This is a genomic window from Pseudomonas poae RE*1-1-14, from assembly GCF_000336465.1.
Lineage (GTDB): Bacteria > Pseudomonadota > Gammaproteobacteria > Pseudomonadales > Pseudomonadaceae > Aquipseudomonas > Aquipseudomonas poae.
Window position 1 is genome coordinate 4,192,171 of sequence record NC_020209.1, and the last position, 26,010, is coordinate 4,218,180.

A 26,010-nucleotide genomic window follows, 5' to 3' on the forward strand; every position below is an offset into this window, starting at 1 on the left:
CTGCATATTTCTTTCTACTTATTAACAGCTTCCCCCCTCCCTCCCCCCGCAATGCCCGTCTACACTCGAACCATTCCCCGTGCCATAACGAGACCGTTATGCCCAGATTGCCGACCGTGATACTGCTGTCGCTGCTGACCTGGACCGCAACGGCTGGCGCGTTGACGCTTACTGATGAAGAGCGTGGCTGGCTGTCGGACCATCAGGAGCTGAAACTCGGTGTGGACCCTTCATGGCCACCTTTTGAATACCGTGATGAAAATGGCCGCTACCAAGGCCTGGCGGCCGATTATGTTCGCCTGATTCAGGACCGACTGGGCGTCAGGGTCGAATTGATCGAGCCCGGAAGCTGGGGGGCGGTGCTTGAGCAGACCAAACGCAGTCAGCTCGACCTGCTGCCCAGCGTCATGTCCACTCCCGAGCGTCAGAGCTTCATCGCGTTCACGCGGCCCTACCTGGATTTCCCCATTGTCATCCTGGCCCACGAGGGCGGCGCCAAACCGCGCAACCTTCAGGACCTATACGGGCTGAAAATTGCCGTGGTAGAAAACTACGCACCCCACGAGCTGCTGCGCAACCACCATCCCGACCTCAATCTGGTGGCCATGCCCAATGTCAGCTCGACCCTGCAAGCGCTTGCCACGGACGAGGTGGACGCGGTAGTCGGCGACCTGGCTTCCAGCGTCTGGAGCCTGCGCCAACTCAAGCTTGAAGGCCTCTACGTCAGTGGCGAAACGCCCTACCGCTATCAGCTGGCAATGGGCGTGCCGCGCGACAACAAGATCCTCGTGGGCATCCTCGATAAGGTGCTTGCGGACCTCGCCCCAGGCGAAACCGAAGCCATTCAGCAACGCTGGGTAGGCGGCATCAGCGATCACCGCACCTTCTGGAACGACCTGCTGACCTACGGCTTGCCCGCCGTGCTGGTGTTGATCACCGTATTAGCCATCGTAATTCAGATCAATCGCCGGCTCAGTTCGGAGATTTCCCGCCGCGTCGCCCTCGAACAGGAACTGCGCAGCAGCGAATACCACTACCGTGGCCTGGTCGAGAGCCTGTCTGCCATCGCCTGGGAAGCCAGCATCACCGATTTCACCTACAGCTACGTGTCGCCCCACGCTGAAGACTTACTCGGCTATCCACGTGCCCATTGGCTGATCCCGGGCTTCTGGCGCAACATCATCCACCCCGCCGACCTGTCCCGCGCCGAAGCCTATTGCCACCGCGAAACCCGCGCCAACCGTGACCACAGCATCGATTACCGGGTGATCACCGCCGACGGCCATTGCCTGTGGGTGCGTGACATCGTGAGCCTGATCGAACACGGTCACGAACCGGTGCTGCGCGGGTTGATGATCGATATCAGCGAAGCCAAGCGCACAGAAGAGGCCCTGCAGCGCTCGGAGCAAAAATTTGCTTCAGTGTTCCAGCAATGCCCGGACATCCTGGTAATTGCCCGCCTTTCCGACGGTTGCCTGCTGGAAGTCAACAAAGCCTTCGAAGACCAGATTGGCCTGAATGCCGAGCAAGTGCTCGGCAAGGCCGGCACGGAGCTGGATATCTGGGGCATTCCAGGCATCGGCTCGGAGTTGCTGCAACGCGTCCAGACCACCAGCATCCGCAACCTTGAACTGCCCTTTCGGCGCAGCAATGGCCAGGCTTTTGTAGGGCTGATTTCCGCCGAACCGTTCCTGCTCGATACCACCGAGGCCATCGTCGTTGTAGTGCGCGATATCACCCAGCTCAAGGAAACCCAGCAACAACTGCAAACCTCCGAAGAGAAGTTCGCCAAGGCTTTCCATGCCTCGCCAGACGGTCTGTTGCTGAGTCGCCAGCGGGACGGCCTGTTGATTGAGGCCAACGAAGGCTTCAGCCGTCTCACCGGCTACCCCTGCGCCACGCCTCTGGAACACTCCGCCATGGAGTTGGGCATCTGGGTCGACCTCAACGAACGTAAACACATGCTGGAACTGATACGACGCGACGGCTTCGTGCGTGATTTCATTTGCCACATACGACGCAGCGACGGGGAGATCCGGCTCTGCGAAGTGTCCAGCCGGCCCCTGCCCATTGGCGATGAAGCCTGCATACTGACCATCGCCCGCGACATCACCGAACGCCAGTTGATGCAGGAGAAACTGCAACAGGCCGCCACCGTGTTCGAGAGCACCGCGGAAGGCGTGCTGATCACCGACACCTCGCAGAACATCAGCGCAGTCAACCGTGCCTTCAGCGAAATCACCGGCTACAGCGAGGCTGAAGCCCTCGGCCAAACCCCGCGCCTGCTCGCTTCCGGCCAGCACGACAGTGCCTTCTTCGCTGCGATGTGGCACCAGTTGGCTGCCCATGGGCATTGGCAAGGCGAGATCGCCAACCGCCGCAAGGATGGCGAGGTTTACCCCAGCTGGCTGACCATCAACGCCGTGCGTAATCGCGATGATGTGATCACCCACTTCGTTGCCGTGTTCGCCGATATCTCCAGCCTCAAACTTGCCCAGGCCCGCCTTGATTACCAGGCGCACCACGACCCGCTCACCGGCCTGCCCAACCGCACTCTGTTCGAAAGCCGGCTGCAGGCCGCGCTCAATAGTCACCAGGAAACCGGCCAGCAAGGCGCCGTTCTATTCCTCGACCTGGACCGTTTCAAACACATCAACGACAGCCTCGGCCACCCTATCGGCGACCTGCTGCTCAAAGGCATCGCCGTGCGCCTCAAAGAGCAACTGCGTGACATCGACACCGTTGCTCGCCTGGGCGGCGATGAATTCATCATCCTGCTGCCCGGCCTGCAAAACGCCAGCGACGCCGACTACCTGGCCAACAAGCTGCTCGCCTGCTTCACGCAGCCGTTCCAGGCGGGAGAACACGAATTCTTCATCAGTGCCAGCATCGGCACCAGCCTGTACCCCGAGGACGGCACCGACGTCGCTACCCTGGTCAAGAATGCCGACGCCGCCATGTACCGTTCCAAGGCCAAAGGCCGCAACCGGGTCGAAAGCTACACCAGCGACCTGACCACCCAGGCCAGCGAACGCGTGGCACTGGAGCACGAACTGCGCCGCGCCATTGAACGGGACGAACTGAGCCTGTATTACCAACCCAAACTGAGCCTGACGAGCCAGGAACTGATCGGCGCCGAAGCCCTGATCCGCTGGCACCACCCCACTTTTGGCGAAGTGCCGCCCGAGCACTTCATCGCCCTGGCCGAAGAAAACGGCACCATCCTGCAGATCGGCGACTGGGTACTGGAACAGGCCTGCCAGCAGCTGCAGGCCTGGCAAGGCACCTTTGACACATTCGGCCCGCTGTCAGTCAACCTCGCCGGCGCCCAACTGCGCAGTCCCAACCTGCTGGCACGCATTGAACAACTGCTGCACGACTACCACCTCGAACCGAGCTGCCTGCAACTGGAGATCACCGAAAACTTCATCATGAGCCAGACCGAGGAAGCCCTGGGCGTGCTGCATCAGCTCAAACACCTCGGCGTGCAACTGGCAATCGACGACTTCGGCACAGGCTACTCCTCCCTCAGCTACCTCAAGCGCCTGCCCCTGGACTTCCTGAAAATCGACCAATCCTTCGTCCGCGGCCTGCCCGACGACCCGCACGACGCCGCCATCGTCCGCGCCATCATCGCCCTGGGCCACAGCATGCAATTCACCATCATCGCCGAGGGCGTGGAGAACGCGGCGCAACAGGAATTTCTGGCGGCAGAAGGGTGCGAACAGATGCAGGGCTACATCGTCAGCCTGCCACTACCGCCGCAGCTTTTTGCCGACGCGTTTCTTCGTACGAAGATTGAGAACTTTACGGATGGCACAGTGAAGAAACCGTCGTTATAATCCGCGACCTACTGAGGGCCTATAGCTCAGTTGGTTAGAGCAGGGGACTCATAATCCCTTGGTCGTAGGTTCGAGTCCTACTGGGCCCACCATACTCAAAGCCGCGCATTGCGCGGCTTTCGTCGTTTTTGGCCTCTGGAATTTCAGCGTGAATTTCCGCCGTAAACGCCAAAGTGTCCAGAAAGTGTCCACACCCGTCTCGCTGACATCCCCATACAAGCCTGTAACATGCCCCCAAACGCCCCTCATCCCGGAGCCCCCTTTGGCCACCCTAGACGAAATCGACCGCCAACTGATCGCCGCGCTGCAACTCAACGCCCGCGAAAGCGTGGCCATGCTCGCACGGCAACTTGGCATCGCGCGCACTACGGTCACCTCGCGCCTCGCGCGGCTGGAGAAAACCCAGGTAATCACCGGTTACGGCGTGCGCCTCAGTCAACGCGTCGCCGATGGGGGTTTGCAGGCGTATGTTGGCATCACCGTGCAACCGCGCTCCGGCAAGGAAGTGCTGCGCAAACTCAGCGCCATGGCCCAGGTGCAGCAACTCTGCGCCGTCAGCGGCGAGTTCGATTACGTGGCCTGGCTGCGCACTGATTCCCCGGAGCAACTCGACCAACTGCTCGACCAGATCGGCAGTGTCGACGGTGTTGAAAAAACCACCACGTCGATCATCCTCAGCAACAAATTGGATCGCGCACAACCAATTTGACCAATCTTCTCGTCATATTGGCTAAAAAAAGCTCAATATGACGACACATTGCGTCTTATTAATAACCTCTGCGCTCCCTAAACTGGCTGCCATCTTTTCCTATACTCAGCGGATCGCGTCCCGTCGAGTCGTCCACAAGGTCAGCCATGAGCATTCCGTCCAGCACCCTCAGCAAGACCCTTCGCCACCCCGCCGACGGCAAAAAACCGATCACGATCTTCGGTCCGGATTTTCCGTTTGCCTTTGATGACTGGATCGAGCACCCGGCTGGCCTGGGCAGTATTCCTGCCGCCAATCACGGCGCCGAGGTGGCGATTGTCGGCGCGGGGATTGCCGGGTTGGTCGCGGCCTATGAGTTGATGAAGCTGGGCCTCAAGCCGGTGGTGTACGAAGCCTCGAAAATGGGCGGCCGTTTGCGCTCCCAGGCGTTTGAGGGCGCCGAGGGCATTATTGCGGAGCTGGGCGGCATGCGTTTTCCGGTGTCGTCCACGGCGTTCTATCACTATGTGGACAAGTTGGGGCTGGAAACCAAACCCTTCCCCAACCCACTCACGCCGGCCTCCGGCAGCACGGTGATTGATCTGGAAGGCGAGACCCATTACGCGCAGAAACTGTCGGACTTGCCGGCGCTGTTCCAGGAAGTGGCCGACGCTTGGGCCGATGCGCTGGAGGCCGGCTCGCAGTTCGGCGATATCCAGCAGGCGATCCGCGACCGCGATGTGCCGCGTCTGAAAGCACTGTGGAACAAGCTCGTGCCGCTGTGGGACGACCGCACCTTCTATGATTTCGTGGCCACCTCGAAGGCGTTCGCCAAGTTGTCGTTCCACCATCGCGAAGTGTTTGGCCAGGTGGGTTTCGGCACCGGCGGCTGGGACTCGGACTTCCCCAACTCGATGCTGGAGATCTTTCGCGTGGTGATGACCAACTGCGACGATCACCAGCACCTGGTGGTCGGCGGCGTGGCGCAGGTGCCCATGGGCATCTGGCGTCATGTGCCGCAGCGTTGCGCCCACTGGCCGGCCGGCACCAGCCTCAGCTCATTGCACTGCGGCGCGCCACGAGCCGGGGTCAAGCGCATTGCCCATGCGGCGGACGGCCGTTTCGCAGTGACCGACAACTACGGTGATACCCGCGAGTACGCTGCGGTGCTCACCACCTGCCAGAGCTGGCTGCTGACCACGCAGATCGAATGCGATGAAACCCTGTTTTCGCAAAAGATGTGGATGGCCCTGGACCGCACGCGCTACATGCAGTCGTCGAAAACCTTCGTGATGGTCGACCGCCCGTTCTGGAAGGACAAGGACCCGGAAACCGGCCGCGACCTGATGAGCATGACCCTCACCGACCGTCTGACCCGTGGCACTTACCTGTTCGACAATGGCGACGACAAGCCGGGCGTCATCTGCCTGTCGTACTCGTGGATGAGCGATGCGCTGAAAATGCTGCCGCAGCCCATCGACAAGCGGGTGAAACTGGCGCTGGACGCCCTGAACAAGATCTATCCGAAAGTTGACATCAAGGCGCGCATCATCGGCGATCCGATCACCGTGTCCTGGGAAGCCGACCCGCATTTCCTCGGTGCCTTCAAGGGCGCATTGCCCGGCCACTATCGCTACAACCAGCGGATGTACGCGCACTTCATGCAGAAGGACATGCCCGCCGAGCAGCGTGGGATTTTTATCGCCGGCGACGATGTGTCCTGGACGCCTGCGTGGGTCGAAGGCGCGGTGCAAACCTCCCTCAACGCGGTGTGGGGCATCATGAATCACTTTGGTGGCAGCACTCACCCCGAGAACCCGGGGCCGGGTGATGTGTTTGCTGAAATCGGGCCGATTGCCCTGCCTGAATAACTGCCCGAATCAAGGAGCTGCGTCATGCGTGTCGCCCTGTATCAATGCCCGCCACTGCCGCTGGACGTGTCCGGCAACCTCAAGCGCCTGCATCAGGTGGCGCAAGAGGCGGCCGGCGCCGATGTGCTGGTGCTGCCGGAGATGTTCCTCAGCGGCTACAACATTGGCGTCGAAGCGGCAGGCGCCCTGGCCGAGGCGCAGGGCGGGGATTCTGCGCAGGCCATTGCCGAGATTGCGCGAAACGCAGGGTTGGCGATTGTGTACGGTTACCCGGAGCGCGCCGAAGATGGCCAGATCTACAACGCCGTGCAGTTGATCGACGCGCAGGGTCAGCGTCTGTGCAACTACCGCAAGACGCACCTGTTCGGCGACCTCGACCGTTCGATGTTCAGCGCCGGCGGCGATGATTTTCCGCTGGTGGAACTCAACGGCTGGAAGCTGGGACTGCTGATTTGCTATGACCTGGAGTTCCCGGAAAACACCCGGCGCCTGGCCTTGGCCGGGGCCGAGCTGATTCTGGTGCCCACGGCCAACATGGTGCCGTTCGACTTTGTGGCTGACGTCACCGTGCGGGCGCGGGCTTTCGAAAACCAGTGCTATGTGGCCTACGCCAATTATTGCGGGCATGAAGGCGAGATCCAGTATTGCGGGCAAAGCAGCATCGCCGCGCCGGACGGTCAGCGTGTCGCCCTGGCAGGATTGGACGAAGCCTTGATCGTGGGCGCGCTGGATCGCCAATCGATTCTCACTGCCCGGGCAGCCAACCATTATCTGCAAGACCGGCGCCCGGAACTGTATGGCGCGCTGCACAAGTCCTGATCCAGCGGGTTTGTTAGCATAGGCACTTCCCTCGCTTCGGAAGTGCCCATGCCCGCGCCGGCCCAATCTCATCCCATCCATCTGACCTTGGCCAACGGCCTGCGTGTCTCGCTGCGCCATGCGCCGCGCTTGAAGCGTTGCGCCGCAGCCTTGCGCGTAGCTGCCGGTAGCCATGATGTGCCGTTGGCCTGGCCTGGGCTGGCGCATTTTCTTGAGCATTTGTTGTTCTTGGGGACCGAGCGCTTTCCTGCAAGCGAGGGGTTGATGGCCTATGTGCAGCGACACGGTGGGCAGGTCAACGCCAGCACTCGCGAGCGCACCACCGACTTTTTCTTTGAACTCCCGGTATTGACCTTTGCCGATGGGCTCGACCGGCTGGCAGACATGCTGACCCACCCTCGGCTGACTACCGAAGACCAGCTGCGCGAACGGGAAGTGCTGCACGCGGAGTTTATCGCCTGGTCCCAGGATGCGGCTGCGCAGCAGCAAGTGGCGCTTTTGCAGGGCCTGGCGGCCGATCATCCGCTGCGGGGTTTTCACGCAGGCAATCGCGACAGCCTGCCGGTGGAAAACGAGGCCTTCCAACAGGCCTTGCGGGCCTTTCACGCGCATTTTTATCAAAGCGGGCAGATGACGTTGAGCCTTGCAGGCCCCCAGCCGTTGGCAGAGCTCGAAGCGTTGGCGCAGCGCTTCAGTGAAGCCCTGGCTTCAGGCCCCCTGCACCCGCAAAGCGCGCCACCGACGCTGATGTCTGGCCAGGCACGGGGTTATCAACACCTGGCCGGCAATCACTTGTATCAGGTCATTTGCTGCGAAGCCCCTCGCGAAGCCCTGGAATTTCTGTCTACCTGGCTCAACGCATCGGCACCGGGCGGACTGCTGGCCGAGCTGAAAACGCAGCAACTGGCCACCGCGCTGCACGCCTCAGTGCCGTACGACTTTGCGGGGCAGGCGCTGCTGGTTATCGACTTCACCGTCGAGACTCAAGAAACGACGCAGATCGAGGCACTGCTGCACGATTGGCTAAGTTTTTTCGCCCACAGTGACTGGACGTCCTTGCGCGAAGAGTTCGCCCTGCTGGCCGCTCGCCAACAGCAGACCCAGGGCGCACTGGCACTGGCCCGCAACCACAGCGAAGCACTGTCGGAACCTGCGGTCGCAGCACTCAAGGCCATGCTCGACTCATTGCACCTGCCCATGTCCCAACACAGGTGGCAGCTTGCTCCCAACAACCCATTCCTGCGTGCCCCCATCAAGGAGGAGCGTGCAGGCCTGATTCGCGGCCAGACCAGTGCCCACCGTGGGTTGCGCACCTTTGCCCAGGATCGTTCACGGGGCCGCAAGGACGCATCGGCGCTGACGTTCAGCCATGCGATGGCCACTGACAGCGATGAAGGCGCGCTGTATCTGCAATGGCGCCTCAAGGCGGGCGCCCCTGAGCTGGGCAGCACGTTGCAGACATTGCGCGAAAATGCCGGCCAGGCCGGCGTCGAATTGTCTTTCGAGGCTACGGGTAATGACTGGCGAGTAAAGATGATTGGTCTTCAACAGCCAATGCCTGCGGTGCTCGAAGCCGTGGCCCATGCGCTGAACCAGCCGCAAGCGCCAGCTCCCGCGCCGGTGCCGATGATCGCTATTCGGGCGCTGCTCAACGCGCTGCCTGAGTACTGTGCCAACGCAACCGCCGCCGATGAGACGCCAGCGTCATGGTCCGACGCCCGCTGGCAAGGCTTGGGTATTGGCCTGACAGCCACGTGCGAGGCAGCAGTCAAAGCGGCCGCAGCGCGCTTGCCTGGGCAACCCGCGATCATCGAACGCGACGTGGCAGATCTTGCCGGCCAACACCTGTGGCACGCCGTAACAACCGACACGAGCGAAGCCGCCCTGCTGCTGTTCTGCCCCACACCGAGCGGATCCCTGGCCGATGAAGCCGCCTGGCGCCTGCTCGGGCATTTGCTGCAGGCGCCCTTCTACCAACAGCTGCGCGTGGATCTGCAGTTGGGCTACGCCATATTCAGCGGCGTCCGACAGATCAACGGGCAAACCGGACTGCTGTTTGGTGTGCAATCGCCCACAGCGTCACTGGAATATATCGTCGAGCACCTGCAAACCTTCCTCCAGCAGTTGCCAGCGTTGATCGAGTGCAGCGACGAGTTGGGCAACCAGCCCTTGGCTGCACAGTTTGCTCCTGAAGCGCTGCCAACCGCCCAAGCCGCGGAGCTGCTATGGCACGCCCATCTGGCAGGCCACTCGTCGGATTACCTGCCGCAGTTGCAACAACGGATTCTGGCCTGCACCCAGAGCGACCTGCTGCAGGCCGCCCGGCAGTTGCAAGATGCGGCTGGCGGCTGGCGCTTTGTCGCCAATGGTCCGCGTGCGATCGGCTGAACAGCGATCATTGCTGCCTTTGCAAAAGGCTTTTTCCATCAAGACAGCGCTAACTTGAAAAGAATTGCGTAACATTCACACGCACACATCTGAACATCTCCGACAGGAGATGGACTATATGTATTACACATCCCATCCCTACGTAGGAGTAAGAACATGACCTGGTCCAAACCTGCTTACACTGATCTGCGCATTGGTTTCGAAGTCACCATGTACTTCGCCAGCCGTTAATCCGCTGGGTAATACAACGCCTCGGTTCGCCCGGGGCGTTTTTGTTTTGAGCTTTGCTTGATGGAGCGGCCATGTTTGTCCAGATTCTAGGTTCCGCCGCCGGCGGTGGTTTCCCGCAGTGGAACTGCAACTGCGTGAACTGCGCAGGTTTTCGCGACGGCAGCCTGCGCGCCCACGCGCGTACCCAGTCATCCATTGCGATCTCCGATGATGGCGTGAATTGGGTGCTGTGCAACGCCTCGCCGGATATCCGCGCGCAGTTGCAGGGCTTTGCGCCGATGCAACCGGGCCGCGCCCTGCGTGACACCGGCATCAGCGCGATCATCCTGATGGACAGCCAGATCGACCACACCACCGGCCTGCTGAGCCTGCGCGAAGGTTGCCCGCACCAGGTGTGGTGTACCGACATGGTTCATGAAGACCTGAGCACCGGCTTTCCGCTGTTCACCATGCTCACCCACTGGAACGGCGGCCTGGCCTGGAACCGCATCGAGCTGGACGCCAGTTTCACCATCCCGGCCTGCCCGAACCTGCGCTTTACCCCGCTGCCGCTGCGCAGCGCCGCGCCACCTTATTCGCCCCATCGCTTCGATCCGCATCCCGGCGACAACATCGGCCTGATCGTCGAAGACCTGCGCACCGGCGGCAAGCTGTTTTACGCCCCAGGCCTGGGCAAGGTCGATGCGCCGTTGCTGCAGATCATGGCCGGCAGTGACTGCCTGCTGGTGGACGGCACGATGTGGGACGACGATGAAATGCAGCGCCGCGGCGTCGGCACGCGCACCGGCCGCGAGATGGGCCACCTGGCGCAGAACGGCCCCGGTGGCATGCTGGAAGTACTTGAGCAATTGCCCGAGCAGCGCAAGGTGCTGATCCACATCAACAACACCAATCCGATCCTCGATGAAGACTCACCCGAGCGAGCGGAACTGGCAAGGCGCAATGTCGAAGTGGCTTACGACGGCATGAGCATTGAATTGTAGGAGCGACCGAAATGACTGATACGGCCCTGACCACCGCCGAATTCGAAGCAGCCCTGCGCGCCAAGGGTGCCTTCTACCATATCCATCACCCGTACCACGTGGCGATGTATGAAGGCCGCGCCAGCCGCGAGCAAATCCAGGGTTGGGTCGCCAACCGCTTCTACTATCAGGTGAATATCCCCCTGAAAGACGCCGCGATCCTGGCCAACTGCCCCGACCGCGAAATCCGCCGTGAGTGGATCCAGCGCCTGCTCGACCATGACGGTGCGCCGGGTGAAGATGGCGGTATCGAAGCCTGGCTGCGCCTGGGCCAGGCCGTGGGCCTGGACCCCGACCAGTTGCGCTCCCAGGAACTGGTGCTGCCCGGTGTGCGCTTCGCGGTGGACGCCTACGTCAACTTCGCCCGCCGCGCCAGTTGGCAAGAAGCCGCCAGCAGCTCACTGACCGAGCTGTTCGCACCGCAAATTCATCAGTCGCGGCTCGACAGCTGGCCCCAGCATTACCCGTGGATCGACCCGGCTGGCTATGAGTATTTCCGGACCCGTCTCGGCCAGGCGCGCCGCGACGTGGAGCACGGCCTGGCGATCACGCTTGAGCACTACACCACCCGCGAAGGCCAGGACCGCATGCTGGAAATCCTGCAATTCAAACTGGACATTCTGTGGAGCATGCTCGACGCCATGAGCATGGCTTACGAACTCAAACGCCCGCCGTATCACAGCGTGACCGAGCAGCGGGTCTGGCATAAAGGGATCACCCTATGAGCTTTGATCGCAGCAGAAAACCCGTGTGGCGCCAGGGCTATCGCTACCAGTACGAGCCTGCGCAAAAAGGCCATGTGCTGCTGTATCCGGAGGGCATGATCAAGCTCAACGAGAGCGCCGCACTGATTGGCGGCTTGATTGACGGCGAGCGGGACGTGGCGACCATCATCGCCGAGCTCGACCAGCAATTTCCCGGCGTGCCTGAACTTGGTGAAGACGTCGAGCAATTCATGGAGGTCGCCCGTGCTGAGCACTGGATCGAACTTGCCTGAAAAACCGCCTGTCGGCCTGCCGCTATGGCTGCTCGCCGAACTGACCTACCGCTGCCCGCTGCAGTGTCCTTACTGCTCCAATCCACTGGATTTTGCCGAGCAGGGCAAGGAGCTGACCACGGAGCAGTGGATAAAGGTATTTCGCGAGGCGCGCGAGATGGGTGCTGCTCAGCTGGGGTTTTCCGGTGGTGAACCGCTGGTGCGCCAAGACCTTGCCGAACTGATCGGCGAGGCGCGCAAACTCGGGTTCTACACCAACCTGATCACCTCCGGCATCGGCCTCACCGAACAGAAGATCAGCGACTTCAAAAAAGCCGGCCTCGACCATATCCAGATCAGCTTCCAGGCCAGCGACGAGCAGGTGAACAACCTGCTGGCCGGCTCGAAAAAAGCGTTCGCACAGAAACTGGAAATGGCCCGCGCCGTAAAAGCTCACGGTTATCCGATGGTGCTGAACTTCGTCACCCATCGGCACAACATCGACAAGATCGACCGCATCATTGAGCTGTGCATTGCGCTGGAGGCGGACTTTGTCGAGCTTGCCACCTGCCAGTTCTATGGCTGGGCGCAGCTCAATCGGGTGGGACTGCTGCCGACCCGAGAGCAACTGGTGCGCGCCGAGCGCATCACCAATGAATACCGCGCCAAGCTCGAAGCCGAGGGCCATCCCTGCAAGCTGATCTTTGTGACGCCGGATTATTACGAGGAGCGCCCCAAGGCCTGCATGAACGGCTGGGGCAGCATCTTCCTGACCGTCACACCGGACGGCACTGCCCTGCCCTGCCATGGCGCGAGGCAAATGCCGGTGCAGTTCCCCAATGTGCGGGACCACAGCATGCAGCACATCTGGTATGACTCGTTCGGCTTCAATCGTTTTCGCGGCTATGACTGGATGCCCGAGCCGTGCCGTTCATGCGACGAAAAGGAAAAGGACTTCGGCGGCTGCCGCTGTCAGGCGTTCATGCTCACGGGCGATGCCAGCAATGCCGACCCTGTGTGCAGCAAGTCCGAGCACCACGGCATCATCCTGCAAGCACGCGAAGAAGCCGAGCACGCTACTCAGACCATCGAACAACTGGCGTTTCGCAATGAACGCAATTCACGGCTGATCGCAAAAGGCTGAGGGAACATCAGGAGGTCTAAAAATGTGGGAGGGGGCTTGCCCCCGATAGCGGTGTTTCAGTCAACATATCAGTGACTGCTCCACTGCCATCGGGAGCAAGCCCCCTCCCACATTTGATCTTCGGCGCAATAGCGCACACCTCAACGCTTGGCGATGATGTACACCGCATGGATGATGCCGGGGAAGTAACCGCACAGGGTCAACAGGATGTTCAGCCAGAACGCGCCGCCGAAACCTACTTGCAGGAACACACCCAGTGGCGGCAGCAGAATGGCGATGATGATGCGAATGATGTCCATGGGTCAGCTCCAGAAAATCGGCTCGTGTGAGCCGTGTAGCTAATCGACCTTTGGCGTCCGCGAGGGTTCAGTGGTTTCTGGCATTGCGCCATCGTTGGAACCTGCCTGACTTTTTCGCAGGCAAAAGAAAACCCCGCCGAAGCGGGGCTTTGCAGACTGTTTCCCTGACATCCATTTCACTCCGCCATCCTGGCAGAATCCTACGTGTCCATGTTGTTGCTTTGCGCTTCCTGCGCGACGTCCATGTGAAGTAGATTATCGATGGATCCAATTTGGCGATAGAGGACGAATAGCAGTACGTCATGTAAGAGAATGCTTACACGCCCTTCAAAGCCTTTAGAACAGGGCTTCATCCAGCAAAAACAATGATTCACTACCGGCTTTGACCGACGCACTCAGCGAATGAATACGCGGCAACAGGCGCGCAAAGTAGAAGCGCGCAGTGCCCAGCTTGCTGGCATAAAAGTCTTCCTGCGCCTGTTTGCCCCACGCTGCCTTGGCCATGCGTGCCCACATATAGGCGTAGGCCATGTAGCCAAAGGCGTGCAGATACTCCACCGACGCCGCACCGACTTCGTTCGGGTTGGTCTTGGCGCGATCCAACACCCAGGCGGTCAGCTCATCGAGGTTATCCACTGCCTTGCCGAGCGGACGGGTGAACTCGCCCAGTTCGGTGCCGGCGGTGGCGATGAACTCGCGCACCTCATCGGCGAACAGTGTGTAGAACGCGCCGTTACTGCCGACGATCTTGCGACCCACCAGGTCCAGCGCCTGGATGCCGTTGGTGCCTTCGTAGATCTGGGTGATGCGCACATCACGCACCAGTTGCTCCTGGCCCCACTCGCGAATGTAACCATGGCCGCCAAACACCTGCTGACCCAGCACAGTGGTTTCCAGGCCAATGTCGCTGAGGAAGGCCTTCGACACCGGCGTCAGCAACGCCACCAGGTTGTCCGCACGCTCACGCGCGGCAGCGTCTTCGCTGAACTTGGCGATGTCCAACTGCGTCGCAACATACGTGGAAAACGCGCGACCGCCTTCGTTTGACGCCTTCATGGTCAGCAGCATGCGGCGCACGTCAGGGTGCACGATGATCGGGTCGGCCACTTTGTCTTTGGCCTGGACCCCGACTGGCGAGCGGCTTTGCAGGCGGTCGCGTGCGTATTCAATCGCGTTCTGGTAAGAGCGCTCACCGGACGCCAGGCCCTGGATACCCACGCCCAGACGCTCGTAGTTCATCATGGTGAACATCGCCGCGAGACCACGGTTGGGCTCGCCCACCAGGAACCCCACGGCCCCATCGAAATTCATCACACAGGTGGCGGATGCCTGGATCCCCATCTTGTGTTCGATGGAGCCGCAGCTCACCAGATTACGCGCGCCCAGGCTGCCGTCGGCATTGACCATGAACTTGGGCACCAGAAACAGCGAAATGCCCTTGGGCCCGGCCGGCGCATCAGGCAGCTTGGCCAGAACCAGGTGGATGATGTTTTCAGTGAGGTCGTGTTCGCCACCGGTGATGAAGATCTTGGTGCCACTGAGGGTGTACGAACCATCCGCTTGCGGTTCGGCCTTGGTGCGGATAATGCCTAGGTCGGTGCCGGCATGGGCCTCGGTCAGGCACATGGAGCCGGCCCACTCACCGGAATACATCTTCGGCAGATAAGTGGCCTTGAGCGCTTCGGTGGCATGGGTGGCGATCGATACGCAGGCCCCGGAGGTCAGCATCGGGTACAGGCCAAACGCCAGGCTGGCCGAGTTGATCATTTCTTCAACCTGAGCCGATACCGCTTTGGGCATGCCCATGCCACCAAAAGCAGGATCGCCGCCCACACCCACCCAGCCGCCTTCGGCGTAGGTTTTGTAGGCCTGTGGATAACCGTCCGGGGTAAACACGGCGGTGTCGTCCCAGCGACACCCTTGTTCATCGCCGCCACGGCTGATCGGGGCGATGGATTTGGCGGTGACTTTGCCGGCTTCCTCGAGGATCGCCTCGACGGTTTCGGCGTCGACGCTGTCTGCCAATGCCGGCAATTGGGCCCAGGTGGTGGCGACCTCAAACACTTCGTTGAGGACGAAGCGCATATCACGCAGCGGCGCTTTGTAATCAGCCATGGCAAACCTCGTGAGAACGTAAAAGTGATTCAATGGGATCGGTTTTACAGGCTCCAAGTGTAACCGAACAACTTTTCAGACACATAGCGTCAGTTCGTGACTGCCAGGTATTTAAAAGTCACACCCAATCAATGTGGGAGGGGCTTGCCCCCTCCCCTACAGTTACAGCGCAAACCCATTCGCCGGCAAACTCATCAGGCAGTCACTGCCCGCCTCGACCGCCGCCCGGTGCATGCCCGTACGCGGCAGCAACCGCTTGAAGTAAAAGTCGCACGTCGCCAGCTTGGCCTGGGCAAACTCCGCATCATCCTGCGCCTGCGCGGCAATCGCCATGCGCAACCACAGGTAGGCGAGGATGATGTAACCGCTGTACATCAGGTAATCCACCGCCGCCGCACCCACTTCGTCCGGGTTCTTCATCGCCGCCATCCCCACGCTGCTCGTCAACTCGCCCCACTCCTGGTTCAGTTGATTGAGCTGCGCCACCTGCGCTTTGAGCTGCGCATGCTCGGCGTTCGCCCCACAGAACTTATGCACAATTTTAGTAAACCCGCGCAGCAACTTGCCCTGGCTACCCAGCACCTTGCGGCCCAGCAGGTCCAGGGCCTGGATGCCATTGGTGCCTTCATAAATCGGTGCAATCCGTGCATCGCGCGCCAACTGCTCCATACCCCATTCGCGGATATAGCCATGCCCGCCAAATACCTGCATGCCGTGGTTGGTTACCTCAAGCCCCGTGTCGGTCATGAAGGCCTTGCAGATCGGCGTGAGGAACGCCAGCAGGTCGTCGGCTTCCTGGCGCGCCGTGGCGTCGCTGCTCAGGTGCGCCGTGTCGATCAACTGCGCGGTGAAGTAGGTCAGCGCGCGGTTGCCCTCATTGAAGGCTTTCATGGTCAGCAGCATGCGCCGCACATCGGCGTGCACGATGATCGGGTCGGCGGCTTTGTCTGATGCCTTGGCGCCGGTCAGCGAGCGCATTTGCAGGCGGTCGTTGGCGTATCTCACCGCCCCCTGGAAGCTCGTCTCGCCATTGCACAGCCCCTGCATCCCGGTGCCCAGCCGCGCGTGGTTCATCATGGTGAACATGCAGTTGAGGCCCTTGTTCGCCTCGCCGATCAAAAATCCCTTGGCACCATCGAAATTCAGCACACACGTCGCGGACGCCTTGATACCCATCTTGTGTTCGATGGACCCGCAATGCACCGCGTTGCGCTCGCCCGAGTCGGCGTGGAACTTGGGCACGATAAACAACGAGATCCCCTTGGTGCCCGCCGGCGCATCCGGCAACTTGGCCAGCACCAGGTGGATGATATTGGCGCTCAGGTCGTGCTCGCCGGCCGAGATGAAGATCTTGCTGCCGCTGACCGCATAGCTGCCATCGGCCTGGGGCACGGCGCGGGTCTTGATCAGGCCCAGGTCAGTGCCGCAATGGGCTTCGGTGAGGCACATGGTGCCCGTCCACTCGCCGGCGGTGAGTTTGCTCAGGAACGTGGCTTTCTGTTCCTCGGTGCCGTGGGCGTGGATCGCCGACATCGCGCCGTGGGTAAGGCCGGGGTACATGCCCCAGGACGTGTTGCTGGAACCGATCATCTCGCTCAGCACCAGGCCCAGTGACTGCGGCAGGCCCTGGCCGCCGTAGGCCGGGTCAGCCGCCAGGCCATGCCAGCCGCCTTCCACGTACTGGGCGAAGGCGCCCTTGAACCCCTTGGGCGTGGTGACCACCCCGTTGTCGAAATGGCAGCCTTCTTCATCGCCGCTGCGGTTGAGCGGCGCGAGTACGTTTTCGCAGAATTTCGCGCCTTCTTCGAGGATCGCGCTGACCATGTCCGGGCTGGCATCGGTTGCACCCAGAGCGGCGTAGTGGCCGTGGAAATCAAACACGTTGTCGATCAGAAAGCGCATGTCGCGCAGGGGAGCTTTGTATTCAGGCATGACAGTTTCTCCGGCAGCAGATGGTTTCAACCTACTGCTGGCCGCTGCCGCGAACAATCACTGTAGCGCCGCTGAATACAGCACCATCACTCAACCCGCAGCGCGCTCCATGCGTACCGCGCCGCGCCGGTTCTGCCCGGCCGCCACCACGCAGTTACGCCCCGCGCCCTTGGCCGCGTACAGCGCCTGATCGGCGGACTTGAGCACTTCTTCGGGCGTGCGCTGCTCGGCCTGGCGTTCGGCCACGCCAATGCTGACGGTCACCGATACACTCGACGCGCCGCTGTCAGCACGACGCTGGCGGCCTTGTTGATCGTCGTTGGGCCGATCCGGGTTGCGCAACTTGATGTCGTAATGGGCGACGATCTCGCGAATTTCCTCCAGGTGCGGCATGCACTCGTCCAGCGTCTTGCCGGCAAACACCACGGCGAATTCTTCCCCGCCGTAGCGATAGGCGCGCCCGCCGCCGTTGACCTTTGACAGCTTGCTCGCCACCAGGCGCAGCACCTGGTCGCCCACATCGTGGCCGTGGGTGTCGTTGAAGCGCTTGAAGTGGTCGACGTCGGTCATTGCCAACACATAGTTGCGACCCAGGCGCTGCATGCGCTCGTTCAGCGCGCGGCGCCCCGGCAAACCGGTCAGCTCATCGCGAAACGCCATTTGATAAGCCTCATGCGCAACGCCGGCCGCGATCATCAGCATCACCTGGCTGCACATGATGTTCAGGGTAAACGGCAGGATGAACGTTTGCGGCAGCATCCAGAACAGCCCCAGCAACCCCACCACCTGCGCCGCATGCAAAGGGCGCGGCTGATACCAGTACTGGGCGGCCAGGGTGACGAACCCCACCAGGAACATCGGGTACGACAGCTGAATCAGGCTCATCCAACTGCCATGCAGCATCGGCCAGCGAATCTCCGCCAGCCAGTCCAGCAGCCCCTCGGGATAACGCTGCTCAACGGCCAGCGCTACGCTGCCCAGCGCCAGCAACACCGCGCAACGTGCGATGAAATCGCGGAACAGGTGGGTCTTTTCCTGCCACAGCGCGTAGACGCTGAACAGCAACGGCAGCAACAGGCAACACAGGTGAAAAACCACCGCCGCATCTGCGCGAACGCGGCCGTTGTCGCGGTAGAAGTCGGTCTGGGTGTCGAGCAGGAAATACACGATGTACACGGTGATCATCAGGAACAGCTCGCGCTGACGGCGATAGACCGCGCAGTACGCACCGCCCAGCAGCAGCACCAGGGTTGGCAGTACGTTGAACAGTGAGGTGAAGAACACGTTGAGGTCCTTCAGGTACGCAGCCGAAAGCCCCGCCAGCAAGAGCAGCAATGAAGGCAGGAAATGACTGAAGCGCACTGCGGACACGCGTGACAAGGGTTGAACTCCGACCCGCAAATGGAGGATGGCATCGAGACACGGCGGCGACAGTTAAACATATTCTGCGGAGCATGCATCAAATTGCCAGCACTTTAACGGCAGGCCGCCGCAATCCCTGAGCGTGACACCGTTTTTTTGTATTCAACATCAATTGAATGCGGGAAGAGGCTTGCTCCCACAAAAAAACCGCCGCCCCTGAGGGCGGCGGTTTCAGAAAACTTCGAAGGCTTAGTAAGCCAGGCCGAAGTGTTCTTCTTTCATGTCCATCAGGTTGTTGGCGCCCGACAGCATGGTAGCCACGTGGGTACGGGTACGCGGCAGGATGCGCTGGAAGTAGAAGCGCGCGGTCTGCAGCTTGGCGGTGTAGAACGCCTCGTCACTGGTGCCGGCCGCCAGCTTTTCGGCCGCCACTCGCGCCATGTCGGCCCAGAAGTAGGCCAGGCACGCGTAACCGGAATACATCAGGTAGTCCACCGAAGCGGCACCGACTTCTTCACGGTCTTTCATCGCGGCCATGCCGACCTTCATGGTCAACTCGCCCCACTCCTTGTTCAGCGCAGCCAGCGGCGTCACGAACTCCTGGACCGCCTCGACACCTTCGTTGGCCTGGCAGAACTTGTGCACGATCTTGGTGAAGCCCTTGAGCGCTTCGCCCTGGGTCATCAGCACTTTACGGCCGAGCAGGTCCAGCGCCTGGATGCCGGTGGTGCCTTCGTACAGCATCGAAATGCGGCTGTCGCGAACGTTCTGCTCCATGCCCCACTCGGCGATAAAGCCGTGGCCACCGTAGATCTGCACGCCGTGGTTGGCCGATTCAAAGCCGACTTCGGTCATGAACGCCTTGGCGATCGGGGTCATGAAGGCCAGCAGGCCGTCAGCCTGTTTCTTGGCTTCGTCGTCGGTGCCGTACTTGACGATGTCCACTTGCTTGGCGGTGAAGTACACCATCGCGCGATTGCCTTCGGCGAACGCTTTCATGGTCAGCAGCATGCGGCGCACGTCCGGGTGCACGATGATCGGGTCGGCGGCCTTTTCCGGCGCTTTCGGGCCGGTGAGGGAGCGCATCTGCAGGCGATCACGCGCGTATTTCAAGCCACCCTGGAAGCCGATTTCGGCGTGGGCCAGGCCTTGCAACGCAGTGCCCAGGCGAGCGGTATTCATAAAGGTGAACATGCAGTTCAGGCCTTTGTTCGCCGGGCCGATCAAGTAGCCGGTGGCCGCGTCGAAGTTCATCACGCAGGTGGCGTTGCCGTGGATGCCCATCTTGTGCTCCAGGGAGCCACAGGTCACCGCGTTGCGCGCGCCGATCGAGCCATCTGCCTCTGGAATGAACTTGGGCACGATAAACAGCGAAATGCCTTTGGTGCCGGCCGGGGCGTCCGGCAGGCGGGCCAGTACGATGTGGACGATGTTGTCGGCCATGTCGTGTTCACCGGCCGAGATGAAGATCTTGGTGCCCGATACTTTGTAGGAACCGTCGGCCTGAGGCTCGGCCTTGGTGCGCAGCATGCCCAGGTCGGTGCCGCAGTGCGGTTCGGTCAGGCACATGGTGCCGGTCCACTCGCCCGACACCAGCTTGGTCAGGTAAGCCTCTTGCTGCTCGGGAGTGCCGTGCTCGGAGATGGTGTTCATCGCACCATGGGACAGGCCCGGGTACATGCCCCACGACCAGTTGGCCTCGCCGACCATTTCGCTCACCGCCAGGCCCAGGGATTCCGGCAGGCCTTGGCCACCGTGCTCCACATCGTGGGCCAGGCTCGGCCAGCCACCTTCGACGAACTGCTTGTAGGCTTCCTTGAAACCGGTCGGGGTCTTAACGCCTGACTCGCTCCAGGTGCAGCCTTCGATGTCGCCCACGCGATTCAGCGGTGCCAGCACCTGCTCGCAGAACTTGGCGCCTTCTTCGAGGATGGCGTCAACCATGTCCGGCGTAGCGTCCTGGCAAGCCGGCAGGCTTTGATAGTGCGCTTCATAGCCGAGCAGTTCGTCACGAACGAAGCGAATATCACGCAAGGGGGCCTTGTAGTCAGGCATAGCGATAAACCTCTGCTGATGAATCTGGGATGAACAAACCGCGCGGAAGTGCCAGGGCGGTCAAACAGGTGTTTGAAACATACGTTTACGACCTGGGGTTGTCAAGGGTCGTACGGGCACCGTTTGTCTTGACGCAAATAAGCGCCACGCACGACAAAGCGCCCGCAAAGCCACTGCGTGAAAGTGAGTGTAGAGATTGATCAGGGGAGAAGAGGGACAACTATGGGAGAGGCAGCCCCCTCCCATATTTCAACTGTCAGGCATAGGTGTCGATCAAGCTGCCCAGCATTTCATCGGAAGCCTTGGCGACTTTTACGCCCAGCTCCACCTGAAATTTACCCTGAGCCATTTCAACCATGTTGCTCGCCGAATTGGTCGCCTGGGCACGGTCATTGGCTTGCAGCCGGTCGCTTTGCGCGGCCGAAGGCTGGGTGGTGGCGGCGCTGGCGATTTTGCCGGCGGCCTGGTCGACACGGCTTTGCCCGGTCTGAATGCTGCTCAGTCCCGAGTAAAACGCGCTGCTTCCAGAGATTTCCATGGCGTAGGCCTGCCTTTAGAGAATCGTGAACCTGAATTGAAGCAGACAAACTGGCAAAAGGCCCGCTAAAAACACTAATGGCACAATGCCTGTCGATAGCCAAAATCAGTCAAGCACGTTCAGATGCAGATAGTTGGCGACCGCTTCAGCCCCGGCGTGCGTGAGTTTCGGCACGCGCCCAAGGCAGGGCGCCGGAAGGCGCTCGGCCAGGGTGGCAAGGTTTTCTTCCAGACGGGAGGTCGCGGGATCAATGATATTCGCGACCCACCCCGCCAGCGTCAAACCGTCCCGCGCAATCGCTTCGGCCGTCAGCAGCGCATGGCTGATGCAGCCAAGACGTACGCCCACCACCAGAATCACCGGCAGCTTGAGCGCCATGGCCAGGTCCGACAGGTTGTCTTGATCCGCCAGGGGCACACGCCAGCCGCCCGCGCCCTCGATCAAGGTGAAATCCGCCTGGCGCGCAAGGATCTGCTGCATCGGCCCAAGTAATGACGGCACCGTCAAAGCCACACCCGCCTCGCGCGCCGCCAGGTGCGGCGCGATGGCTGGCTCGAAGGCGATCGGGTTGACCTCGGCATAGGTCAGCGGCACGGAACATTCGGCCAGCAACGCCAGGGCATCGGCATTGCGCAAGCCATTGGGTGTGACCTCACAACCCGACGCCACCGGCTTGCCCGCGGCGGTGCTTTTACCGGCGCGGCGCGCGGCATGCAGCAGGCCGGCGGCGACGGTGGTTTTGCCGACATCGGTGTCGGTACCGGTGATGAAATACGCTGCGTTCATCAAGGTTTCTCCAGTACGGCGTACACCACTTGATAGGTGGCCGGCAGGCCCAGGGGCTGACGAAACCGCTCATAAGCGTCCACCAGTGCAACCATCCGCGAGCGGCCGGTCAGGCCTCCCGGACGGCCCGGGTTCAGGTTGTGCGCCCCCAGCGCCTTCAGTTCGTGGGTCAGGCTGCGCACATCCGGGTAGTGCAACACATGGGCACGCCGCTCCAGGCTCACCACCCGCAAACCACTGGCCGCACACAACCGTTGATAGACCTCGAATGTGCGGAACCGATTCACATGAACCATGCCATCGGCCGCGCGCCAGCTTTCACGCAATTCATCCAGCGTACCCACGCACAAGCTGGCAAAGGCCAGCGCCCCGCCCGGTTGCAGCACGCGCGATGCCTCATCGAGCACCGCTTCGAAATGGCCACACCATTGCACCGCCAGGCTGGAGAAGAGCAGTTGCACGCTGTCAGCCTTGAGCGGCAAGCGTTCGGCATCCCCGGCGATGAACTGAGAAGCGCCACCCAGCGGCCGCGCGTGGTTGAGCATGCCTTCGGCAATGTCCAGCGCGATGCCTTGGCTGGCGGGCCAACGCTCGCCCAGCACACGACTGAAATAGCCAGTGCCGCAGCCCATGTCCAGCCAGCGTTCTGGCGCGCAGGCCGCTGGCAAGCGCGCCAGCAGCGCATGCCCTACCGCGCGCTGTAACTCGGCCACGCTGTCGTAGCTGGCCGCGGCGCGGGAAAAAGAAGCTGCGACCTGGCGCTTGTCCGGCAAAGCGCCCGGCAAGGAAGGATGGGAGAGATCAGTCATCAACGCACTCGTGCAAAAAAGCCTGGATGGCCCCCGCGACACCGTGGGGATCCTCCAGAAGAAAAGCGTGACCGGCCTGTTCAATCAGGCCGATTTCCACATCGGGGAGCAACGCCAGCAAGTCGCCGGCCGCCTCGGCGGGCACCAGCTCGTCGTGGCCCGCAAACAGGTGCAACTGCGGCCCGCGAAACCCTTGCAGGGCGGCGCGGGTGTCCAACTGGGCGAGCAATTCCAGGCCCGGCATCAGCACACTGGGGGCAGAATGCGGCGCGCCACTGACCAACAGCCGCGACATCCCGCGAGGGTCCGCGCTGCCCTTGGCACACAACAAACCAAAGCGTTTGAGAGTGACCTGGGAATCGGCGTGGCAGCCAGCGAGGAACGCATCGAAGGTCTCAGCTGGCATGCCGTGAGGCCAGCCGTCGTGGGCGACAAAACACGGGTTGCTCGCCAGGGTCAGCAGGCCACAGCAGCGCTCGCCGCGCCGCGCCGCGAGTTCCGAGGCGAGCATGCCGCCCAGGGACCAGCCGCCCAGCCAGGCGTTGTCCGGCAGCGCGGCATCGAATTCGTCCAGCCATTCATCGAGGTTGCTGGAGGCCAGCGTCGGCAGCGGCTCGACCTGTACCTGCAGATGCGCGTCAAGCCCCAGCAGCGCGGCGGCCAGCGGTTCCAGCGGCGACACGCCAAGGCCCCAGCCGGGCAGCAGAATCAGGCGATCACGCATGCTCGGCCTCCAGGCACGCACACACCTCCAATGCGTTCAGCAACTGTTGCACCTGCGCTTCGCTGTGGGCTGCGGTCAACGTCACACGCAAACGGGCGCTGCCGACGGGCACGGTGGGCGGACGAATGGCAGTCACCATGATGCCGTGCTCGCGCAGCCGCCTGGACAGGCGCATGGCCTTGGCGCTGTCGCCAATCAGGATCGGCTGGATCGGCGTGAAACTGTCCATCAGCGCCAGGCCCATCTGCTCGGCCCCCTGGCGGAACTGGCGGATCAGCCCGTCAAGGTGCTCGCGCCGCCAATGCTCGGTGCGCAACAGCTCAAGGCTTTTAAGCGTGGCGCAGGCCAGCGCCGGCGGTTGGCTGGTGGTGTAGATGTACGGCCGGGCGAACTGGATCAGGCTTTCGATCAGTTCCTCACTGCCCGCCACAAACGCGCCAGCGGTGCCGAACGCTTTGCCCAGGGTGCCGACCAGTACCGGCACGTCCTCCTGGCTCAAGCCGAAATGCTCGACGATGCCACCACCATTGGCGCCCAGCGGACCAAAGCCATGGGCGTCGTCCACCATCAACCAGGCGCCCTTGGCGCGGGCTGCACGGGCCAGCGCAGGCAGATCGGCCAGGTCGCCGTCCATGCTGAACACGCCATCGGTGACCACCAGCGTATTGCCGGTGGCTTTCTCAAGGCGCTTGGCCAGACTCTCGGCATCGTTGTGCAAGTAGCGATTGAAGCGCGCGCCGGACAACAGTCCGGCATCCAGCAGGGAGGCATGGTTGAGACGGTCTTCAAGCACCGTATCGCCCTGCCCCACCAACGCCGTGACCGCGCCGAGGTTGGCCATGTAACCGGTGGTGAACAACAGCGCACGCGGGCGACCGGTGAGATCGGCCAGGGCTTCCTCCAGTTCATGGTGCGGCGTGGCATGGCCCACCACCAGATGCGAAGCACCGCCGCCCACGCCCCAACGCGACGCACCGGCGCGCCAGGCCTCGATCACCTGCGGGTGATTGGCCAGGCCCAGGTAATCATTGTTGCAAAAGGCCAGCAACGGCTGGCCGTCGACCACCACCTGCGGCCCTTGCGGGCTCTGCAGCAACGGACGTTGGCGGTAAAGGTGTTCGGCACGGCGGGCAGCGAGGCGCGCGGCGAGATCGAAGGACATGAGGCCTCGGTTTATCAGATTCAACTCGGCCAAAACTGTGGGAGGGGGCTTGCGCCCGATAGCGGTGTGTCAGTCAATGCATCTACCTGCTGACACGCCCTCATCGGGAGCAAGCCCCCTCCCACACTGGTCTCTGATTTCAATCAATCAAACAGCAGCGTTATAGAACTGCTCGCTGCTCTTGTGCTCCACCAGCGCCTGCTCGATTGCCGCCTGGTGCACCTCATCGGCGTGCTCTTCACGGGCCTCCGGCAGAATCCCCAGGCGCGAGAACAATTGCATGTCCTTGTCCGCCTGCGGGTTGGCGGTGGTCAGCAGCTTGTCGCCGTAGAAGATCGAGTTGGCACCGGCAAAAAACGCCAGCGCCTGCATCTGCTCGTTCATCGCCTCACGGCCAGCCGACAGGCGCACGTGGGACTGCGGCATCAGGATACGGGCCACGGCGAGCATGCGGATGAAATCGAACGGGTCGATGTCCTCGGCGTTTTCCAACGGCGTGCCGGCCACTTTCACCAGCATGTTGATCGGCACCGACTCCGGATGCTCCGGCAGGTTGGCCAGTTGGATCAGCAGGTTGGCGCGGTCGTCGAGGGACTCGCCCATGCCCAGGATGCCGCCGGAGCAGATCTTCATCCCTGAATCGCGTACGTAGGCCAGGGTTTGCAGGCGCTCGCCGTAGGTGCGGGTGGTGATGATGCTGCCGTAGAACTCAGGCGACGTATCCAGGTTGTGGTTGTAGTAATCGAGCCCGGCCTGGGCCAGGGCTTCGGTCTGGTCCTGGTCGAGACGGCCGAGGGTCATGCAGGTTTCCAGGCCCATGGCCTTCACGCCCTTGACCATCTCCAGCACGTAGGGCATGTCCTTGGCCGACGGGTGTTTCCACGCCGCGCCCATGCAGAAGCGAGTCGACCCGATGGCCTTGGCGCGGGCGGCCTCTTCGAGGACCTTCTGCACTTCCATCAGTTTTTCTTTTTCCAGGCCCGTGTTGTAGTGGCCCGACTGCGGACAATATTTGCAATCTTCCGGGCAGGCGCCGGTTTTGATCGACAACAGGGTCGACACCTGTACGCGGTTGGCGTCGAAATGCGCGCGGTGCACGGTATGCGCCTGGAACAACAGGTCATTGAACGGCTGCACGAACAGTGCTTTGACTTCGGCCAAAGACCAGTCGTGACGAAGAGTGGCAGTGAGGCTGGCGCTCATGGGCGATTCCTTGATTATGCTTGGGCAAACGCTGCGGGAAGGGC

Annotated in this window: 21 protein-coding genes and 1 tRNA gene; 11 read left to right on the forward strand and 11 right to left on the reverse strand. The window is 61.7% G+C overall.

Annotation, left to right across the window (positions count from 1 at the left end):
- The first annotated feature begins 98 nt into the window (after positions 1-98).
- The 11 genes from H045_RS18375 (at position 99) to pqqE (ending at position 12,981) form a co-directional block, all read left to right on the forward strand.
- Positions 99-3,842 (forward strand): EAL domain-containing protein, encoded by a 3,744-nt coding sequence (locus H045_RS18375; protein ID WP_015373104.1) that lies wholly within the window; start codon positions 99-101, stop codon positions 3,840-3,842.
- Between the two features lie 15 nt (positions 3,843-3,857).
- A tRNA-Ile gene (locus H045_RS18380) sits at positions 3,858-3,934 on the forward strand.
- Between the two features lie 170 nt (positions 3,935-4,104).
- Entirely contained in the window at positions 4,105-4,551 is a 447-nt protein-coding gene (locus tag H045_RS18385) for an Lrp/AsnC family transcriptional regulator (protein WP_003232633.1), read from the forward strand.
- 146 nt (positions 4,552-4,697) lie between these two features.
- Entirely contained in the window at positions 4,698-6,401 is a 1,704-nt protein-coding gene (locus H045_RS18390; RefSeq protein WP_003232635.1) for a flavin monoamine oxidase family protein, read from the forward strand.
- 24 nt (positions 6,402-6,425) lie between these two features.
- Positions 6,426-7,220, forward strand: a complete 795-nt coding sequence (locus H045_RS18395) for a carbon-nitrogen hydrolase family protein (protein WP_015373105.1) — start codon at positions 6,426-6,428, stop codon at positions 7,218-7,220.
- 48 nt (positions 7,221-7,268) lie between these two features.
- The gene (pqqF, locus tag H045_RS18400; protein WP_015373106.1) at positions 7,269-9,608 is read left to right on the forward strand and encodes a pyrroloquinoline quinone biosynthesis protein PqqF; all 2,340 of its coding nucleotides are present in this window, start codon (positions 7,269-7,271) and stop codon (positions 9,606-9,608) included.
- A 156-nt stretch (positions 9,609-9,764) separates the two neighbouring features.
- Complete coding sequence (gene pqqA / locus H045_RS24685; RefSeq protein ID WP_003194766.1) at positions 9,765-9,839, forward strand: pyrroloquinoline quinone precursor peptide PqqA; 75 nt, start codon at positions 9,765-9,767, stop codon at positions 9,837-9,839.
- A 71-nt stretch (positions 9,840-9,910) separates the two neighbouring features.
- Positions 9,911-10,822 carry a pyrroloquinoline quinone biosynthesis protein PqqB gene (gene pqqB, locus H045_RS18405; RefSeq protein ID WP_015373107.1) on the forward strand — a complete coding sequence of 304 codons (912 nt, stop codon included), beginning with the start codon at positions 9,911-9,913 and terminating at the stop codon, positions 10,820-10,822.
- Positions 10,823-10,833: 11 nt separating this feature from the next.
- The gene (gene pqqC / locus H045_RS18410; protein WP_003232641.1) at positions 10,834-11,586 is read left to right on the forward strand and encodes a pyrroloquinoline-quinone synthase PqqC; all 753 of its coding nucleotides are present in this window, start codon (positions 10,834-10,836) and stop codon (positions 11,584-11,586) included.
- On the forward strand, positions 11,583-11,858 hold the full coding sequence (gene pqqD, locus H045_RS18415; protein ID WP_003232643.1) for a pyrroloquinoline quinone biosynthesis peptide chaperone PqqD: 276 nt from the start codon (positions 11,583-11,585) through the stop codon (positions 11,856-11,858). The genes pqqC and pqqD overlap by 4 nt, the downstream gene beginning before the upstream one ends.
- Positions 11,851-12,981: a pyrroloquinoline quinone biosynthesis protein PqqE gene (gene pqqE / locus H045_RS18420; protein ID WP_015373108.1), complete on the forward strand. Its 1,131-nt coding sequence runs from the start codon at positions 11,851-11,853 to the stop codon at positions 12,979-12,981. The genes pqqD and pqqE overlap by 8 nt, the downstream gene beginning before the upstream one ends.
- 140 nt (positions 12,982-13,121) lie before the next feature.
- On the opposite strand, the gene H045_RS24690 is transcribed toward pqqE, so the two are convergent.
- The 11 genes from H045_RS24690 to bioB form a co-directional block, all read right to left on the reverse strand.
- Positions 13,122-13,280, reverse strand: a complete 159-nt coding sequence (locus H045_RS24690) for a YqaE/Pmp3 family membrane protein (RefSeq protein ID WP_003194776.1) — start codon at positions 13,278-13,280, stop codon at positions 13,122-13,124.
- A gap of 336 nt (positions 13,281-13,616) precedes the next feature.
- Positions 13,617-15,395, reverse strand: coding sequence for an acyl-CoA dehydrogenase C-terminal domain-containing protein (locus tag H045_RS18430; RefSeq protein WP_015373109.1), 1,779 nt, complete (start codon positions 15,393-15,395; stop codon positions 13,617-13,619).
- Positions 15,396-15,557: 162 nt separating this feature from the next.
- Positions 15,558-17,327 (reverse strand): acyl-CoA dehydrogenase C-terminal domain-containing protein, encoded by a 1,770-nt coding sequence (locus H045_RS18435; RefSeq protein ID WP_015373110.1) that lies wholly within the window; start codon positions 17,325-17,327, stop codon positions 15,558-15,560.
- A 90-nt stretch (positions 17,328-17,417) separates the two neighbouring features.
- Complete coding sequence (locus tag H045_RS18440) at positions 17,418-18,707, reverse strand: GGDEF domain-containing protein (protein ID WP_015373111.1); 1,290 nt, start codon at positions 18,705-18,707, stop codon at positions 17,418-17,420.
- A gap of 231 nt (positions 18,708-18,938) precedes the next feature.
- The gene (locus H045_RS18445) at positions 18,939-20,744 is read right to left on the reverse strand and encodes a phenylacyl-CoA dehydrogenase (RefSeq protein ID WP_003232652.1); all 1,806 of its coding nucleotides are present in this window, start codon (positions 20,742-20,744) and stop codon (positions 18,939-18,941) included.
- Positions 20,745-21,000: 256 nt separating this feature from the next.
- A complete protein-coding gene (locus H045_RS18450) occupies positions 21,001-21,282 on the reverse strand; it encodes a hypothetical protein (protein ID WP_003232654.1) in 282 nt (93 codons plus the stop codon).
- A gap of 105 nt (positions 21,283-21,387) precedes the next feature.
- Entirely contained in the window at positions 21,388-22,068 is a 681-nt protein-coding gene (gene bioD / locus H045_RS18455; protein ID WP_015373112.1) for a dethiobiotin synthase, read from the reverse strand.
- Positions 22,068-22,877 carry a malonyl-ACP O-methyltransferase BioC gene (bioC, locus tag H045_RS18460; RefSeq protein WP_015373113.1) on the reverse strand — a complete coding sequence of 270 codons (810 nt, stop codon included), beginning with the start codon at positions 22,875-22,877 and terminating at the stop codon, positions 22,068-22,070. Before bioC ends, bioD begins: the two co-directional genes overlap by 1 nt.
- Positions 22,870-23,601, reverse strand: a complete 732-nt coding sequence (locus tag H045_RS18465) for an alpha/beta fold hydrolase (RefSeq protein WP_015373114.1) — start codon at positions 23,599-23,601, stop codon at positions 22,870-22,872. The genes bioC and H045_RS18465 overlap by 8 nt, the downstream gene beginning before the upstream one ends.
- Entirely contained in the window at positions 23,594-24,763 is a 1,170-nt protein-coding gene (gene bioF / locus H045_RS18470; RefSeq protein WP_015373115.1) for an 8-amino-7-oxononanoate synthase, read from the reverse strand. Before bioF ends, H045_RS18465 begins: the two co-directional genes overlap by 8 nt.
- Before the next feature lie 147 nt (positions 24,764-24,910).
- Entirely contained in the window at positions 24,911-25,966 is a 1,056-nt protein-coding gene (gene bioB / locus H045_RS18475; RefSeq protein WP_015373116.1) for a biotin synthase BioB, read from the reverse strand.
- Between the last annotated feature and the right edge of the window lie 44 nt (positions 25,967-26,010).

Excerpts from the sequence above, each read along its gene's own strand:
- H045_RS18375 (WP_015373104.1), top strand. The coding sequence starts at position 99 with ATGCCCAGATTGCCGACCGTGATACTGCTGTCGCTGCTGACCTGGACC.
- H045_RS18390 (WP_003232635.1), top strand. The coding sequence starts at position 4,698 with ATGAGCATTCCGTCCAGCACCCTCAGCAAGACCCTTCGCCACCCCGCC.
- H045_RS18395 (WP_015373105.1), top strand. The coding sequence starts at position 6,426 with ATGCGTGTCGCCCTGTATCAATGCCCGCCACTGCCGCTGGACGTGTCC.
- pqqF (WP_015373106.1), top strand. The coding sequence starts at position 7,269 with ATGCCCGCGCCGGCCCAATCTCATCCCATCCATCTGACCTTGGCCAAC.
- pqqB (WP_015373107.1), top strand. The coding sequence starts at position 9,911 with ATGTTTGTCCAGATTCTAGGTTCCGCCGCCGGCGGTGGTTTCCCGCAG.
- pqqC (WP_003232641.1), top strand. The coding sequence starts at position 10,834 with ATGACTGATACGGCCCTGACCACCGCCGAATTCGAAGCAGCCCTGCGC.
- pqqD (WP_003232643.1), top strand. The coding sequence starts at position 11,583 with ATGAGCTTTGATCGCAGCAGAAAACCCGTGTGGCGCCAGGGCTATCGC.
- H045_RS24690 (WP_003194776.1), bottom strand. The coding sequence starts at position 13,280 with ATGGACATCATTCGCATCATCATCGCCATTCTGCTGCCGCCACTGGGT.
- H045_RS18430 (WP_015373109.1), bottom strand. The coding sequence starts at position 15,395 with ATGGCTGATTACAAAGCGCCGCTGCGTGATATGCGCTTCGTCCTCAAC.
- H045_RS18435 (WP_015373110.1), bottom strand. The coding sequence starts at position 17,327 with ATGCCTGAATACAAAGCTCCCCTGCGCGACATGCGCTTTCTGATCGAC.
- H045_RS18445 (WP_003232652.1), bottom strand. The coding sequence starts at position 20,744 with ATGCCTGACTACAAGGCCCCCTTGCGTGATATTCGCTTCGTTCGTGAC.
- H045_RS18450 (WP_003232654.1), bottom strand. The coding sequence starts at position 21,282 with ATGGAAATCTCTGGAAGCAGCGCGTTTTACTCGGGACTGAGCAGCATT.
- bioD (WP_015373112.1), bottom strand. The coding sequence starts at position 22,068 with ATGAACGCAGCGTATTTCATCACCGGTACCGACACCGATGTCGGCAAA.
- bioC (WP_015373113.1), bottom strand. The coding sequence starts at position 22,877 with ATGACTGATCTCTCCCATCCTTCCTTGCCGGGCGCTTTGCCGGACAAG.
- H045_RS18465 (WP_015373114.1), bottom strand. The coding sequence starts at position 23,601 with ATGCGTGATCGCCTGATTCTGCTGCCCGGCTGGGGCCTTGGCGTGTCG.
- bioF (WP_015373115.1), bottom strand. The coding sequence starts at position 24,763 with ATGTCCTTCGATCTCGCCGCGCGCCTCGCTGCCCGCCGTGCCGAACAC.
- bioB (WP_015373116.1), bottom strand. The coding sequence starts at position 25,966 with ATGAGCGCCAGCCTCACTGCCACTCTTCGTCACGACTGGTCTTTGGCC.